Source organism: Microbulbifer maximicatervae (SeqCode) (assembly GCF_052467385.1).
The window spans coordinates 3,552,454-3,568,977 of the sequence record NZ_CP174311.1; the positions used below are offsets into that span (position 1 = coordinate 3,552,454).

General features: G+C 46.8%; 7 protein-coding genes. 2 read left to right on the forward strand and 5 right to left on the reverse strand.

All coding sequences use genetic code 11. The annotated features are described in order from the left end of the window. The first annotated feature begins 214 nt into the window (after nucleotides 1-214). Nucleotides 215-4,972, forward strand: a complete 4,758-nt coding sequence (locus tag ACJJIR_RS15190; RefSeq protein ID WP_444905977.1) for a CapA family protein — start codon at nucleotides 215-217, stop codon at nucleotides 4,970-4,972. Nucleotides 4,973-5,117: 145 nt separating this feature from the next. Here ACJJIR_RS15190 and ACJJIR_RS15195 read toward each other — a convergent pair whose 3' ends face one another. From ACJJIR_RS15195 to ACJJIR_RS15215, 5 genes are all read right to left on the reverse strand, one after another. Next, nucleotides 5,118-6,026 (reverse strand): transglutaminase-like domain-containing protein, encoded by a 909-nt coding sequence (locus ACJJIR_RS15195; protein WP_444905978.1) that lies wholly within the window; start codon nucleotides 6,024-6,026, stop codon nucleotides 5,118-5,120. Further along, nucleotides 6,026-7,270, reverse strand: coding sequence for a beta-barrel domain-containing protein (locus ACJJIR_RS15200; RefSeq protein WP_444905979.1), 1,245 nt, complete (start codon nucleotides 7,268-7,270; stop codon nucleotides 6,026-6,028). Before ACJJIR_RS15200 ends, ACJJIR_RS15195 begins: the two co-directional genes overlap by 1 nt. Nucleotides 7,271-7,292: 22 nt before the next feature. Then, a complete protein-coding gene (locus ACJJIR_RS15205; protein WP_444898133.1) occupies nucleotides 7,293-9,491 on the reverse strand; it encodes a type I secretion system permease/ATPase in 2,199 nt (732 codons plus the stop codon). Continuing rightward, nucleotides 9,488-10,918 carry a TolC family outer membrane protein gene (locus ACJJIR_RS15210; RefSeq protein WP_444905980.1) on the reverse strand — a complete coding sequence of 477 codons (1,431 nt, stop codon included), beginning with the start codon at nucleotides 10,916-10,918 and terminating at the stop codon, nucleotides 9,488-9,490. The genes ACJJIR_RS15205 and ACJJIR_RS15210 overlap by 4 nt, the downstream gene beginning before the upstream one ends. A gap of 144 nt (nucleotides 10,919-11,062) precedes the next feature. Further along, nucleotides 11,063-14,683 carry a BapA/Bap/LapF family prefix-like domain-containing protein gene (locus ACJJIR_RS15215; RefSeq protein ID WP_444905981.1) on the reverse strand — a complete coding sequence of 1,207 codons (3,621 nt, stop codon included), beginning with the start codon at nucleotides 14,681-14,683 and terminating at the stop codon, nucleotides 11,063-11,065. Nucleotides 14,684-14,958: 275 nt separating this feature from the next. On the opposite strand from ACJJIR_RS15215, the gene ACJJIR_RS15220 reads away from it, so the two are divergent. Then, nucleotides 14,959-16,518: a carboxylesterase/lipase family protein gene (locus ACJJIR_RS15220; protein ID WP_444905982.1), complete on the forward strand. Its 1,560-nt coding sequence runs from the start codon at nucleotides 14,959-14,961 to the stop codon at nucleotides 16,516-16,518. Nucleotides 16,519-16,524: the final 6 nt, after the last annotated feature.

Consider the following 16,524-nt stretch of genomic DNA (forward strand, 5'->3'; position numbering starts at 1 on the left):
TCTGAATACGGTTACCCAATACTATCCGACAAGATTTGTTTTGAAAACCCAAATTGACAGATAAAACAAAAAAATATTTACCACACCACCACCTCAGTACAAACCACTAAAAGCAGAATCTTCCCCCCCGTCTATACTCGTTCAGGAAAAGCACCCGAGCCGACCAGCAGAAAAAATACTGCCACGCTTTTTTAATAGAGAGATAAGTCGCGACATGTCCCTATCCAACATGCTCGTTCAAGTGCGTGCTCAGGTTGAGCAGGCATTGAGGAGCCAACGCCCTCCTTATACGTTGTTTTTTTCAATTAGCGATGCAAAGAAGCGTGCCGTCGTAAAACATAAAACGGCGGCAGATATTGCAGAGGTATGGCAAGACCTAGCAAAGATCATCCAAAGTGCAGCAAAATCGCACAGGGTGAACCCCTGTTGGTTGAGAGTTGACTGGGTAACTCAAAAAAGTGCAATGACGTTTGCTGGGCTGGAACAAATACTTAGAGATACCAAACGATCATACTTTCGCTATGGTCTGGCATTGGATGATAACTGTGATGTCGCATTCCTTGAACAGGAACTCAATGCTAATGCCATGCTTTATGGCGGGAATCAGATCGATCACGTCATCATCAACGAGAATAATTTCCTTGCCTATGCTAAGAAACGTTTTGGGCTAAACACCAAGTTAGATTTTTCAGATGACAGCCCAGTATATCTTCTGTCAACTCAGGGGATTTTTTGTGAAGCTAAACGTGAACCCGTCTGCCTCTATGGTCCAGGATTAGACGCTGGTCGGCGTATCATCGAAAAACTAAATGCTAATACTGTTACGAAATTAATTAAAACAAGCAGCCATTACCTGGGCAGCCAAGTCAAAAACAATGGAGCATTCCACTATGGTTGGCATGCCTGCTTCGACCGGAAGATAGATACCTATAACAATTTGCGTCATGCAAGCAGTACCTATGCGATGATTGAAGCCTGGGAGGTAACCGGTGATAAAGCACTGATGACTTCCATCCTTCGGTCACTAAAGTACCTGACAGAAAAGCTAATACAATCCGCGCTCCTTCCTTCAGGGAAGATGGGTGCATTTTTAGTAGAGTCGAATAATGAGATTAAATTAGGGGGCAACGCTGTATCACTCCTGGCACTAGTAAAGTACTCTGAGGTAACAAAAACCGAACACTACTCCGATTTAATGGAGCAGCTGGCACTTGGTATGGAGTACATGCAAGATGCCGTCACTGGGCAATTTTGTCATGTTCTTGAATATCCGGAACTTCAAGTTAAAGACAAGCATAGAGTCATCTATTACGATGGTGAAGCTGCCTTTGGTTTAATGCGTCTTTACGGATTTACTAAAGATTCCCGCTGGCTGACATTGGTCGAGAAGGCATTCAATTATTTTATCCGAGCTGAGCACTGGCGTGCCCACGATCACTGGCTGAGCTACTGTGTCAATGAGCTGACACTATATCGCCCTGAAGAAAAGTATTATCAGTTCGGTATTCGCAACTTTTCCAGTTACTTGGATTTTGTTGAAAATAGAATCACCACCTTCCCAACTCTGCTTGAATTGATGATGGCTGCTGAAAAGATGGTGACTCGCTTACGCAAAGAGCCCAAGTTTCAGTACCTACTAGACCAGGTAGATCTAAAGCACTTTTACAGAGCGTTACACAAACGTGCAATGTACCTCCTAAACGGCTATTTCTGGCCCGAAATAGCCATGTACTTCAAGAATCCCAGACGCATCTTAGGAAGCTTTTTTATACGGCACCATGCTTTCAGAGTTCGTATTGATGATGTCGAGCACTATCTATCTGGTTTTATCGCCTATCGAAATTATCTCATTGCCGCCAAAGATATACCGGAGGATATTGAGGAGGCATACCAAGAAATGCTTATCGAACCAGCTGCCGATTCACACAAGTCATTGCCTGTGCTCGCTTGGGGGGGGGACGTAAACTTGGCACGAAGGCAACATTATCGCACGGCACAATTTGGAACCGAGAAAGTCCTCGGCACAATTATTGCCCTAAAAAACGCAGATATAAGCGTAGTGAATCTAGAGTGTGTGATAGGGACTGAGGGCGAACAAGGAATCAGTAAGGGAGAGTCATCCCCATACTATTACCGAGCCCGCCCTGAAATGCTATCCGTGTTAATGGAGGCCGGTATTGATGTCGTTGTTACTGCAAACAATCATAGTGGGGACTATGGAAGCAAAGCACTTTTGGAGCAGCAACACTGGCTGGATGCAACCGGTATCGGTTACGCTGGATCAGGTATTAATATCGAAGAAGCACTTACCCCAGTATATCGTCCCGCCGGTCGGCTAAACATCGCCATTTTCTCTATTGATGCCACACAGCCTCGCTTTGCCGCAGGTCCAAGTACGCCTGGTTGCGCTCATCTACCACTTACCATACCCAACCTCTGGCTTGATAACCTAAAGCCTAGGATTGAAGCAGCGCGCAAAAAAGCACATCTCGTGCTCGTCGCTGTTCATTGGGGAAACAACAGAGAACCAAAACCAAGCGAAGATGAAATAACCATTGGCCACGCCATTATCGATGCCGGAGCAGATGGTATATTAGGTACCAGCGCACATAACCTACAAGGTATTGAAATTTATCAGGACAGACCTATTATCCACGATGCTGGGGATCTTTTGTTCGATGCGGTCCGACGTAACCTAGCCGATAGTGGAATCTTTCGCCTCCAATTAAGCGAAAATGGAATAGAAAAAATCATTTTTGTGCCCGTAGGTGTTGGGTTTGGTTTCAGTAAGCAACTAAGTGGAGATGTAGCAAAAGATCTTACGCAACGATTTTCGAAAGCTTGCTCAGAGCTGGGGACACACCTGACCTTAAATCCAGATGGTAGCGGAACCATTCTACTGTCACCTCCAGACAGGCAATACCGTAAACTTCCCCATCTTCTTAAAACCCATTACAAACGAGAAGTAATTAGAGAAAAACGTCCATTGAATCCTAATTGGACTGTAGATCAGGTCCCCTTAGATGCTCGCATCCCCTCAATAAAATGCGGGCCGCTTAAACTATTGGGAGTAAGATTTTTTCCGCGTGAAATAAAGACTAGACAAATGTTATGGGTAGAGTCATTTTGGACTACCGATAAAAAGGTAAAGGAGGATTTCCGTTTAGATTTTCGAGCGATCCCAATCAAAGAAACATCTATGCCTTATTGGGGAAAGGCGATGGACCACGATCCTTGTGATTGGCAAGTACCCACTTCTCGATGGGAACCAGGAAGAATCTACCGTGACTTTTATGGGTTAAGGGCCCCGGCAGCCAATCAAATTAAGCCTGTTCACCTTCAACTTGCCGTAGGTATTATTTCCAACACACAACAAGTAAAGCCTGTAATTGTTGGCGGAATGATTACACAGCTAAACTTTTCTAAGAAGCCGCCACAAATTCCTACATACAAAACAGATTTTCCTCCGGCTGTATACCAACATACGCCTATGCAGACTTGGAATGCTCAACAACTTGAACTAGTTTCTGGAGGAAAATGGCTAACGCCGCCACCTGAAAATTGGTACATTCGCAGCGTAATTTCTGGGAGTGGATTTTTAGACCAAGCAGTGGGGCCTGTCTTATTTGTTGCTCATACAAGTAAAGACAGAGATTTTCACGAACAGCGCTCAAAGCCATCTGCCAATTACTTTGACTGCCATAAAACCCTTCCTGAATTTGCACATCGTATTGCTGGCGCCATTGTTTCCCACCCTGTAGATGGATTACCTAAGGAACTGCCTGTACTTCAAGTTGAAGACCCATTAAAAGTTATAATTGAGCTCGGATTAGCAGCCAGAAAACGATTCCAAGGCGATGTCATTGCCATTACAGGTACTGCAGGAAAATCAAGCACCCTAAAAATGCTTGTGCAAATTCTGGGCCCCAAAGAAAAGATATTATCCAGTTTAGGTAACTATAACTCACGTGTAGGCGCACCTTCGATGCTTGCCAGTCTAAATCCTGACCATGAAGCTGCCGTTATCGAAGTGGCTCAGAGCGCATTATGGATGAAACGAGGCCCCATCACAAGACAGATAAAACCAACTATATCTATAATTACGGAAATTGGTCTATCACAAACTAACCATCGCATAAAATCAGTTGAAGACACTGCGAAATGGAAATCGTGCATTTTTGACGGATTAACGAATTCTTCAGTAGCTATATTAGGGGACCACCTAAAGTGCTTCGACTATATTCTTTCGCAAGCAAAAAAATATGCTAAAAAAATAATAGTGTTTGGCAAAGGAGAAAGGGCAGATGTTAAGATAATAAATATTGATGCCGATGAAACTGGAAGCAATGTCACACTACAGTTCCCAACTCAAAGATTAGAATTAAAGGTTCCCGCACCCAGCACTGGCATGATGTACAATGCCATAGCTGCTATTTGTGCAGCTTACGCGCTAGATAAAGACCTAGCCCAATGCGCAAATAGATTGCTTGACCTAGAACTTGATGAGGGACATTTAAAAAGAAAAAATTTAAACATTCAAGGTAAATCCCTAACACTTATTGATGATAGCTGGAACGCTGAAGTTTGCTCCATGATTAATGCATTCTCAGTATTTTCTCAGAGTAAAATAAAAAATAATGGACGAAGAATTGCGGTACTAGGTCGCATTGTCCATTTAGGTAAAAAAGCACAAGAATTACATGAAAGTCTCACTCACCCCTTACTCAACAGCAATGTTAACTGGGTAATAACACACGGTGAGGAAATGAAATTTCTCCGGGAGTTATTACCGGAAGAAATTTTAGGACCACATTTTTCAGAGGCTTCACCTCTCGTTGACTATCTAGCTGATTTCTCCCAGGATTCAGACCTAATACTTATCAAAGGATCCAGAAGGGACTCCGACTTTGGCTCAATCCCCATCCTACTAGAAAAACTTCAAAAAACCGGACAACCCATAGAGGTAGAATAAAAGTTAAAATCCAACACATGACAACTCAAGAAAAACATGATACAGATCAAACTTACACATCTGGCCGACAGATGTAATTCGCTATACCACTGCACGCCCTACTAAACCCACCCATAACAAATAATTGAATCCAGAAATTCAATATTTATTGCAAACTCCACAAAACAGAAACACTAACATTATTTTTTTTACCTTTAAAATCTTTCGGAAACAAATTAGACCAAACCCATGAAAACTCTCGAGTAAGAACAATTTTACTTATACTACCCTTACCGAAACCATATCCAAGATAAGGCTTCTGCGCCAAATTGGGGTCTACCGGCACCCACCGACCACCCATAAAAACTTCAGCGGCATGATGATTAGGTCGATCAAATCTTTTTTTCTTGGAAAAAAGAAACTCTGAAGTAACTCTTGCAGGATACCCCATAGAGCGTGCCAATGCGACAAAAAGCGCCGCATGCTCTGTACAATCACCCTCCCCTGACTCAAGGCCCGCCAGAGCGCCTTTTGTAGGCTGAACTTTATATTTAATTATTGCTTGAGGAATCAAAAAAGCTGCCCTCAAACGACTCTCTTCATCTTCAAAAGTATTTTGTATTTTAAGGGATAACTTTTTAATTGGAGTGGAATCTGACTCGATAAACCTCGCTGACTCTAAGTAAGTACCACTTGGAAAAAAGTCTCGCCCCCTGCTCAATTGAGTATAATCATATGAAGTAAGCATTAAATCAAACTCAACAATCCTGGAAACTGTCCTTCCAGCAGGAATACTCAGCACAAACTCAAGGTACTTAGAACCCCCTACACCATGCTTCTTGTAAATAATTTTTTCTGGATAATTATATCTAATCTTCTTTAATGACTGCTGCAAACTATACTCTACAGGCATAGAAAGTCTTTGAACATAACCATTAATATCCTGCTTCGAAGAGTTCGTAATTGCGACCTCAACCGAAAGAGTAACAATTTTTGATTCAGCTTGAGATAAGCTAGAAAGACCAAAGAAGCCAAAAACAATGTGCACCAATGAGTTAGCTAACCATTTCGCCATTACCTTTCCCGTAGCGCCTCACCCGCCTTATTGATTGGCTTCATAAGATAATCAAAAACAGTTTTCGAACCCGTTTTTATATCTACCGCTGCAATCATACCTGGCACTATCGGAAATTTATTACCCTCATGATTTTCCAGAGAATCAGTATCTGTGAGGATGAAAACCTTATAATAGTATTCGCCTGGCACAAACTCATCTTGAATCGTATCAGGAGATATAGTCGTCACTGTACCATTTAAGTCACCATAAATCGTATAGTCGTATGCAGTAATTTTTACTTTAGCTACCTGCCCAGGACGAATAAATGCGATATCCCTGGGGGAAATTTTTGCTTCAACTAAAAGCTGATCATCAAGTGGGACAATCTCCATTATCTTTCCATTTGGGGGGATTACGCCACCAATAGTTGTAACCTCAATAGCTTTAACAATGCCTCTTACAGGAGATTTGTGAGTAAGTCTTATTAGTGAGTCAGAACGCCCCTCAACTACAGAAGACAGCGCCTCAACTTCAGCACTAAAGTTTGCCAACTCCTCTCGGGCTTTCACCATGTACATAGATTTTATCTCATTTATCTTTGTCTCCAACTCAGACTTTTGTCTTTGCAGACGTAAAAGATCAACACTACTGGCTGCCCCTGATTCGACAAGCGACCTGGTGATAGACAACTCTTTATTGACCAACTCTAGGGTTTCCTTTGAACCTTTCAACGATTCTGCTAATCCTCTCCGCCGCGTATCAAATAGTTTTCTTTCTTTAGCAATAAGCTCCGCATGCGAAGACAGTTCCTCTGGAAATTTAATCGATGTACTATTTACCTCAGCACTCAATCGCGCGACACTAGCCAAAGCAGCTCTGTAGCGAGCCAATATTTCTTCTACATTCGAACGTAATTTTGTAGGATCCAACTGCGCCAACACTTCACCCTTTTCGACAATATCCCCCTCAGAAACTTTAAGATCCTCCAGTATTCCTCCCTCTAATGATTGGATAATCTGTGAACGCGAAGTCGGAACCACTTTACCAGCGCCAGAAGAAACCTCATCAACCTTGGCCAAGTAAGACCAAAAAACCAACGCGGCTAACAATAAAAAAAATACCCAAACTATTCTTCCTGAGCGTACGAGAGATGCATCATCAATATCATCCTCATATTGTTTTTCATCATTTTGTGAATCAATATCTAAGAGAGCGATGCGTTTTGGTTCGCGGCGAAAACCGAAGTCATCTGGAATTGGCATTACAGCTTCTCCATCCTAACCTCTAGGAAACTTCTTCATCCTTCTTAGGATCCTTCCGTCGAGAAAGAATAGAGAGTGCTTTTTCTTTTGGCTCATCGAGAACAACTCGACCACTATCCAGCACAATTATTCGATCTACAAAGCTAAGGATGCTAGTTCTATGAGTTGCAATAACAACTGTTTTGTTTACACTCCAATCTGATAATGCACAAATAAATTTTTTCTCAGTGGCTTCGTCCAGTGCTGAAGTAGGCTCATCCAGCAAAAGAACATTTGGTTGACGTAATAAAATCCTAGCAATCAGCAGAGACTGCTTTTGCCCTCCAGACAGCCCGTAGCCACCTTCTTGAATCATAGATCCCAAGCCTTTCGGGAGCTTACTCACAAAAGTCTCGGCACCACTCATTTTAAGTGCGACGAGAATTTCATCATCGCTGGCATTGGGAGAACCTAAGACAAGATTTTCATAAATAGTCCCATGGAATAGCCCTGTCTTTTGGCTAAGGAGAGAAATATCTCGTCTTACATCAGCGGGATCTATATGAGCCAAGCTGACATCATCTAACCGTAACTGACCACGAGCGGGCTCAATATAACCCGACAGTGCATGTAGCAACGTTGACTTACCGGATCCATTTCGACCTAATATAGCAATCCGTTCACCTTGAGTAATTTTTAATTCAGGAATAACTAGAGCGGGATCAGACGTATCATCTCCATAGTTATAAACCGACTGTTTAAAGTGATAATTTCCTTGAAGCGAGGACTTCTGCACTTTCTTTTCATCTTCAGGGTTATCAACCGGTAACTGCATAATCTGATCAATTCCTTTCATCGCAAACCGGGCTTGCTGCCAGCGGCTTAAAACCTGGGTGATATTTGCCATTGGTGACATCATCCGCGAACCAAGAATAGAGGCAGCAACCAGTGCGCCCGTTGTCATGTCGCCAGCCATGACCATCGGAGCTCCAAATAACACAACTACAGCAAAAACTGATGACTGCACGTTATGGGTCCAACTCAGTAAAACACCAACCAGATATCGCAGCTTTAGATTGGAATCTGCGGTGACTGCGTTGAAATGATTCCACTGCCCTTGAAAGCGCTGTTCCGCCTGCATGGCTTTTATATCTTCCAGCCCTTGAACCGTTTCTATTAGCATTGCATTACGTAGCGCTCCTTCTTTAATAGATTCCTTCGATAACTTTGCAAGCCTCGGCTGAAGAAGCAACCCAGGAATAATTAACAAGAAAACTGCTACAAGAGGTATTAGTGCCAAGCTCCCAGCAACCCACCACATAACAAACAGAAAGAGTACAAAAAAAGGTAAATCTGCAAGAGCCAAAACGGTGGAAGATGTAAACAATTCTCTTATGCGCTCAAGGTCTCTAATCTGAGAGATAAATGTACCGGTTGATTTTGGTCTGGCTTGATCTTTAACCCTAATAGCATGCCCAAAAACCAAATCCGACATACGAATATCAGCACGCTTCCCCAGCAAGTCCGTTACCCTGACTCGCATAGTACGCATAATAAAATCAAAGATAATTGCTACTACAACACCGCTAAATAGAACGTAAAGGGTAGGAAAAGACTCAGCTGGAATGACTCTGTCATAGACCTGTTTTGAAAAAACAATTCCAGCTAGTGCTAGAGAATTTGCAATTGTTGTGGCAATCATCACATGAAAATAGGGTTTCAAATCCCTAAGGATAATCCGGCGAAACCAATGCTTGTCTTCAGTCTTAACATAGTCATCTATACGAGAGTCTGTTGCCGTTCTCCTGGGACGAAATATAGCCAGGTTCAGAACATTATTTTTTAAATCGTCCAGATGTACTGTACTCTTTAGACCTTTATCGCCACAGTAGATAACACTCAGTTCCATATCTTTAGATACAGACTCTACAACAACTAACTGACCATCCACCAATTGGGCAACAATGGGCAAACGCCACGAATTGATCGCAGACTCATTGAACGAGCTGAATGTTGCCGTAAGCCCGGCCTGTCGCGCCATCTGCCTAACAACGCTTTCTATAGAGTTATATCCCCCCCAATTCCCAGCTATTCGGACCCTTTCATAAGAGCAATCAATTCGATAATGTCGAGCAATAGAAATTATTGCCTCACACCAAGGAGTAACGTTAGCGGCATTATTTTTAGAGCTGGAAAATGGCTTTTCAATTTCACCCGCAATATCTAATTGGCTTCCATTCAAGGCAACACCTCCACACCCTGAATCTCGGTTCCATCCAGTTTAAATGCCTCGCGCAAACCACCACGACTATGTAGACAATCTATTTTTAGAAGGTGCAAATCAAAAATCGTATTATTTTTTTCTCGGCGGGCAATGTGTAGCTCCTGTTCTGAATTTAGCAAATCAATTAGAGTCCGCGTGCCTAGAGTGGAATACTGCTGTTTATATAGATCCCTTGTTTCAGCTATAGCGCTCTCCCTAGCGCTAAGCGAACTCAAACTACGCATTAACCCTTCAGCTTCTTCTTGTGCCTCACGATATTTTTGGGTTACAAATAATTGTGCCGAGTCTCTCGCCGCATCAGCCGACAGCAAGGCATAACTCGCCCCCTCTCTTCCGGCAGATATCTTTCCACCTTGATAAATAGGCATGGAAACATTAAAGAAAATCGCCTTCTCATTACTATCAAGTGCATTGGCATCAACATAGTTTTGATCCAAGTACTGATTCACATTTCCATCAAGGGTTAAGGTTGGCCATGCATTTGCTTTTGCCGATTTAAGCTGTGCTTCAGCTTCAGCTCTAGATGCGGCAGCAATAAGTACATCTGGTACTGACGACAAATCAAAAGACTGGACATCACATGCTTGTGCGACGTCCTCAGGAACATACATAGCCACCCGAAATGGAGATTGGAATCCAGTGAGATTCTGTAAAGTGGTACGCCATCGGCGTAACAAAGCTTCTACTTGCTGTTTAGATGCCTGTGCAGCATCAACTCTTGATTGCGCCTGTAACACATCTGAGCGGGAACTAACTCCACGCTCCTTTCGAATTTGCACAAGATCAGCAATAGCAGATACGCCATTAACTTGTGCATCAGAAGTTAAAAGGAGAGACTGATAGCGCTGAACCTCAATTGCCGCTTTTGCGGTTCTCCTTGCAACTTCGTCAATAGATTGGAGAACTTCAGCCTGAGACCTTTGTACACCAGCCTTTGCAAAGTCAACATTGCTAGATACTTTGCCAAAGTCATAAACCATCTGGGAAATATTCACCTGGAACGCGTGTCCATCACCTTCGCTTTTGTACTCGGAGTCGTTCCCGGCCACAATTCCAGCATTCAATCGAGGAAAATATCCCGATCGTGCAGCTTTGACGCCTTGCCTCTGCTGATAGAGATTCCCAACGGCTTCTGCAATTAATGGATGCCAACCGACGGCTTGGTGCACCACTTCAAGCATATTGAATTCAGTTCGCTTTATACCTTCCTCATACTCCCTAAAGGAAAACTTTTTTAATGAATCATAAGCCTCTACTTCCATGCTTCTTGGGCTAATTACTTCAGAGGAACGGGGAGAAATTAATATATCGGCGTCACCTGTGATTGACCAAAACACCAGAGTCAACACAAATGATATTTTCATTTTCTGTTTAAACACTTCCACTATATTCACTTTCAATAATTACCGGGAGGTTAAACACTCTATTAACATCTAATTACATAAATTCTGTAGAGTGGCCACAAAAGTCTAGCCAAAAAAAACCGGGCCTTACGGCCCGGTACTTAAGTTAATTTTTCGCTTTCAGATCTAAGTGTCGCTCAAGCTGTTTTGTTGCCACATATCTCCGATAGTGTCGTCAATTGCTGCCGACATCTCCATCGAATCCATTACTCCACTAGAAATTTGGCTCGTATCTACGCCAGCCACCTCTCCAGCAGACTCGAATATTTGAGTATCGCTACCCACAGATTCGAATAGATCATCAAGAGTCAAGTCAGAGCCACTACCCAGCATGTCAATACCAGGCACAGTTGCAGTACCAACATCCAATATGCCGTCAGAGTCCATTGCCACATCTGATCCAATATTGATGATGGTAATGTCAATATCAATATCGATATCAACTGAAATGTCGATGTTGATATCAATGTCAACGCTAGTATCGGCATCGGCATCGGCATCGGCATCGGCATCGGCATCGGCATCGGCATCGGCATCGGCATCGGCATCGGCATCGGCATCCGCGTCAGAATCCCAAACAAATATCTCATCTGTTGGCATTCCAATACTTTCAACCATGAAAGCGACACCTTCATCTGGGAGCGCATCTGGCTCTTGGTAGTCCCTTCCAATATTGATAATGATGATATCAACGTCGATATCGATATCGATGTCGATATCAATATTTATGTCGATATCCACATCGGCATCAGCGTCGGCATCGGCATCTGCATCTGCATCTGCATCTGCATCAGCATCAGCATCAGCATCAGCATCAGCATCAGCATCAGCATCAGCATCAGCATCAGCATCTGCATCTCCGTCCGGTTCCCAAGTGAATAACGGCGGATCTGCCAAAATATCTCCGTCGCCACCCAGAGTCGCTACATCACTTCCATGAAGTGCGCTCTGCTCGTGCGGATGATGTCCGATATTGATAATGATGATGTCAACGTCGATATCAATATCAATGTCGATATCAATATTTATGTCGATATCTACGTCGGCATCCGCGTCGGCATCGGCATCGGCATCAGCGTCGGCATCCGCATCCGCATCGGCATCCGCATCGGCGTCGGCGTCGGCATCCGCATCCGCATCCGCATCCGCATCCGCATCCGCATCAGCATCAGCGTCGGCGTCGGCGTCGGCGTCGGCATCGGCGTCGGCATCTGCATCCGCATCTGCATCCGCGTCGGCGTCGGCGTCGGCGTCGGCATCGGCATCAGCGTCGGCATCCGCGTCCGCGTCCGCGTCGGCATCCGCGTCGGCATCCGCGTCGGCATCGGCATCCGCATCGGCGTCGGCATCGGCGTCAGCATCGGCGTCAGCATCGGCATCCGCATCAGCGTCGGCATCGGCGTCGGCGTCGGCATCTGCGTCGGCATCCGCATCCGCATCCGCGTCAGCGTCAGCGTCGGCATCCGCGTCGGCATCCGCATCCGCATCGGCATCCGCGTCGGCATCGGCATCGGCATCGGCATCGGCATCGGCATCGGCATCGGCATCGGCATCGGCATCGGCATCGGCATCAGCATCTGCATCTGCGTCGGCATCCGCATCCGCGTCAGCGTCGGCATCAGCGTCGGCATCCGCATCTGCGTCGGCATCGGCATCGGCATCGGCATCGGCATCGGCATCGGCATCAGCGTCGGCGTCGGCATCGGCATCGGCATCGGCATCGGCATCGGCATCGGCATCTGCATCAGCATCAGCATCCGCATCGGCATCCGCATCCGCATCCGCGTCGGCATCCGCGTCGGCATCGGCATCGGCATCCGCGTCGGCATCGGCATCGGCATCGGCATCGGCATCGGCATCGGCATCGGCATCGGCATCAGCATCGGCATCGGCATCGGCATCGGCATCGGCATCGGCATCAGCATCTGCATCTGCGTCGGCATCCGCATCCGCATCCGCGTCAGCGTCGGCATCCGCATCTGCGTCGGCATCGGCATCGGCATCGGCATCGGCATCGGCATCGGCGTCGGCGTCGGCGTCGGCATCGGCATCGGCATCGGCATCGGCATCGGCATCGGCATCGGCATCAGCGTCGGCGTCGGCGTCGGCATCGGCATCGGCATCGGCATCGGCATCGGCATCTGCATCAGCATCGGCATCCGCATCCGCGTCGGCATCCGCGTCGGCATCGGCATCGGCATCCGCGTCGGCATCCGCATCAGCATCTGCGTCGGCATCGGCATCGGCATCGGCATCGGCATCCGCGTCGGCATCAGCGTCGGCATCAGCGTCGGCATCCGCGTCGGCATCCGCATCTGCGTCGGCGTCGGCATCGGCATCGGCATCGGCATCGGCATCGGCATCAGCGTCGGCGTCGGCGTCGGCGTCGGCATCGGCATCGGCATCGGCATCGGCATCGGCATCAGCATCCGCATCGGCATCCGCATCCGCATCCGCGTCAGCATCTGCATCCGCGTCGGCATCCGCGTCGGCATCGGCATCCGCGTCGGCATCCGCGTCGGCATCGGCATCGGCATCTGCGTCGGCATCTGCATCCGCGTCGGCATCTGCGTCGGCATCTGCGTCGGCATCCGCGTCGGCATCGGCATCGGCATCGGCATCGGCATCGGCATCGGCATCAGCATCTGCATCTGCGTCGGCATCCGCATCCGCATCCGCGTCAGCGTCAGCGTCGGCATCAGCGTCGGCATCCGCGTCGGCATCCGCATCTGCGTCGGCATCGGCATCGGCATCGGCATCGGCATCGGCATCAGCGTCGGCGTCGGCATCGGCATCGGCATCGGCATCGGCATCGGCATCGGCATCGGCATCGGCATCTGCATCAGCATCCGCATCGGCATCCGCATCCGCGTCGGCATCCGCGTCGGCATCCGCGTCGGCATCGGCATCGGCATCCGCGTCGGCATCCGCATCAGCATCTGCGTCGGCATCGGCATCGGCATCGGCATCGGCATCGGCATCGGCATCCGCGTCAGCATCGGCATCGGCATCCGCGTCGGCATCAGCGTCGGCATCAGCGTCGGCATCCGCGTCGGCATCCGCGTCGGCATCCGCATCTGCGTCGGCATCGGCATCGGCATCGGCATCGGCATCGGCATCGGCATCAGCGTCGGCGTCGGCGTCGGCGTCGGCGTCGGCATCGGCATCGGCATCGGCATCGGCATCTGCGTCGGCATCAGCATCCGCGTCGGCATCGGCATCGGCATCGGCATCGGCATCGGCATCGGCATCGGCATCGGCATCGGCATCAGCATCAGCATCAGCATCAGCATCAGAGTCAGAGTCAGGAATAAAAAATTGATCGCGATTGTCATCATCGTTATCGCTAGCCGCTACAGCGATAACAACAACTCCAAGTGCAATTAATGCAGGAATCCACCAAGAAATACCCGGATCGACTGGTGCTGGTGCTGGATAAGAAGCGCCACCAGCCGCAGCAAAGGCAGAGATTAAATCTCCATTAGAAGCTAACATAAGAGGCTCTCCAGCCCCTGTTAGCACTAGCTCACTGTGCTCGCCATCTTCATCTAACAGGTAAAACCCTGAAACAATGACGATCTGGCCGGATTTTAAAACAATAACGAGGTCTAATCCGTCCTTGGAAAAAGACGCAATATCCTCAGGATCTGCGGGCATTTCGACAAGACCAGGAGAGGTCAAAGATAGCCCCTCCAGTGATCGCTCGTCGATTGAGCCCGTGGATTTGTCAAAGATTTTCGCAATCATGCTCTCACCAACTTCAAACGGTGCAACTTCCTAAATACACAGTTCATGGCCTGAGCTTAAAGACGGAAAATACCCCACTTTGAGCCCATCCGTGACTAGATTCACTAATACATTGCCTTACTAATTTTCCTCCATAAAAAAACAATTACGCCAGTACGTTTTTACGCGCACTACTTTTGTATGGACGTAATTCAAAACGTTTTCAAGGAGGAGTTAGGCAGCGGCAGGAGAAAAACAGTTTTCGTGCTAACTTCAGCAAGATTAGGAAGTTACAAATGACTACAGACCCGGAAATTGGCAGGCACTTAAACAAAAAACCTACACCCGTTGTTGATACGCCTGCCGGGCCAATCATCGGAACCACAGATGAAGAAACTGGCGTATATAAATTCTTGGGTATTCCCTACGCTCTCCCTCCTGTAGGGAATTTACGTTGGCTACCACCGCAAGAGTTGGACCCCTGGAAAAATCCTTTCCAAGCGCATAGCTTTGGTTCACCAGCAGCGCAAAACTCATCCGCCCTAATGGAAGTTCGAGATCAAAACGGGAATCTTCCTGAAAGGGAGGAATGCCTCTATTTGAATGTATTTTCTCCCGCAATGTCGCAAGGAAAAAAGCTGCCAGTAATGTTTTGGGTTCATGGCGGCTCTTTTTACATGGGATCAGGATGCCAAGAAATTTACAATGGTAAATACTTAGCAGCTAGCGGTCGGACAATTGTTGTCACTATAAACTACCGTTTAGGCGCACTGGGATTTCTACGTCTAAAGGATATTAGTGATATACCATCAACCGGCAATGAAGGGCTTTTAGATCAAATAGCCGCCCTACAATGGGTTCAAAAAAATATCTCAGCATTTGGCGGAGATCCAAACAATATCACTCTTTTCGGTGAATCAGCTGGGGCAATGAGTATTGCCTCCTTACTTGAAACTCCACAATGTAAAGGTCTTATACGCCGTGCAATTGTCCAGAGTGGGCACCCAAGAGCCTCCCACTCCCTGCAAAGCGCTAACCATGTTGGTAAGACTTTCATTCAACAATATGAAAAAATCTCTGGTGGCATCTCACTACAAAATTGTCCAACCAAACTTCTTCTGAAAACCCAAAAAGCAATACTATCTGACACGTCGATGACAGCAAAATGGGGGCAACTGCCATTTAAACCTGTCGCAGACAGGGAACTTTTTTCCCCTGAAAAGAAGCTCTCCCCGACACACCAAACATCCCTTTTGTTAGGGAACAATTTGGAGGAATGGAATCTCTTTAGCGCGATAAACCCTGAAAGCTTTAACATGGACTACCGGCAAATATGCACTCATCTGGAATGGCTTATCTCAGAATCCGAGCTAAAGCCCCTACTCAGACATTACTATCAACTAGCAAAAAAAATGACAGACAACCCCTGGCCAGAGTGGAGCCGAGCCTGGAACCTTTTGCTCACTGATATGGTATTCACCTTGCCTGGGCTGAGACACCTACAAAGTCATCAGGGGGAAAACTATCACTATCACTTTGCACAACCTCTCGCAGCACAGCCATTGCTAGGGGCCTGTCACGCCGTTGAGCTTGGCTATGTATTTGGAACCCATAGCGATCACTCCTTGAAAACACTATATGGTGCTGAAGAAAACCCCCATTTATTAAGTGCCTCAATGCAACAAGCTTGGCTGAATTTTGCTGAAACAGGGAACCCCGGCAATGATTGGCCAGAGTTTTCAGGAAAACACAGTAAGCGATTTGGCAATCATCCCTCAGCCAGAGCGTTTAACTCACCAGAGCTTCTCAGTTTATGGCAACATATACCCGACGATAGTTTGAATGGTTATCTTTAGGTTGGC

Coding starts and splice junctions, on each gene's coding strand:
- ACJJIR_RS15215 (WP_444905981.1), bottom strand. CDS start 14,683: ATGATTGCGAAAATCTTTGACAAATCCACGGGCTCAATCGACGAGCGA.
- ACJJIR_RS15190 (WP_444905977.1), top strand. CDS start 215: ATGTCCCTATCCAACATGCTCGTTCAAGTGCGTGCTCAGGTTGAGCAG.
- ACJJIR_RS15200 (WP_444905979.1), bottom strand. CDS start 7,270: ATGCCAATTCCAGATGACTTCGGTTTTCGCCGCGAACCAAAACGCATC.
- ACJJIR_RS15195 (WP_444905978.1), bottom strand. CDS start 6,026: ATGGCGAAATGGTTAGCTAACTCATTGGTGCACATTGTTTTTGGCTTC.
- ACJJIR_RS15220 (WP_444905982.1), top strand. CDS start 14,959: ATGACTACAGACCCGGAAATTGGCAGGCACTTAAACAAAAAACCTACA.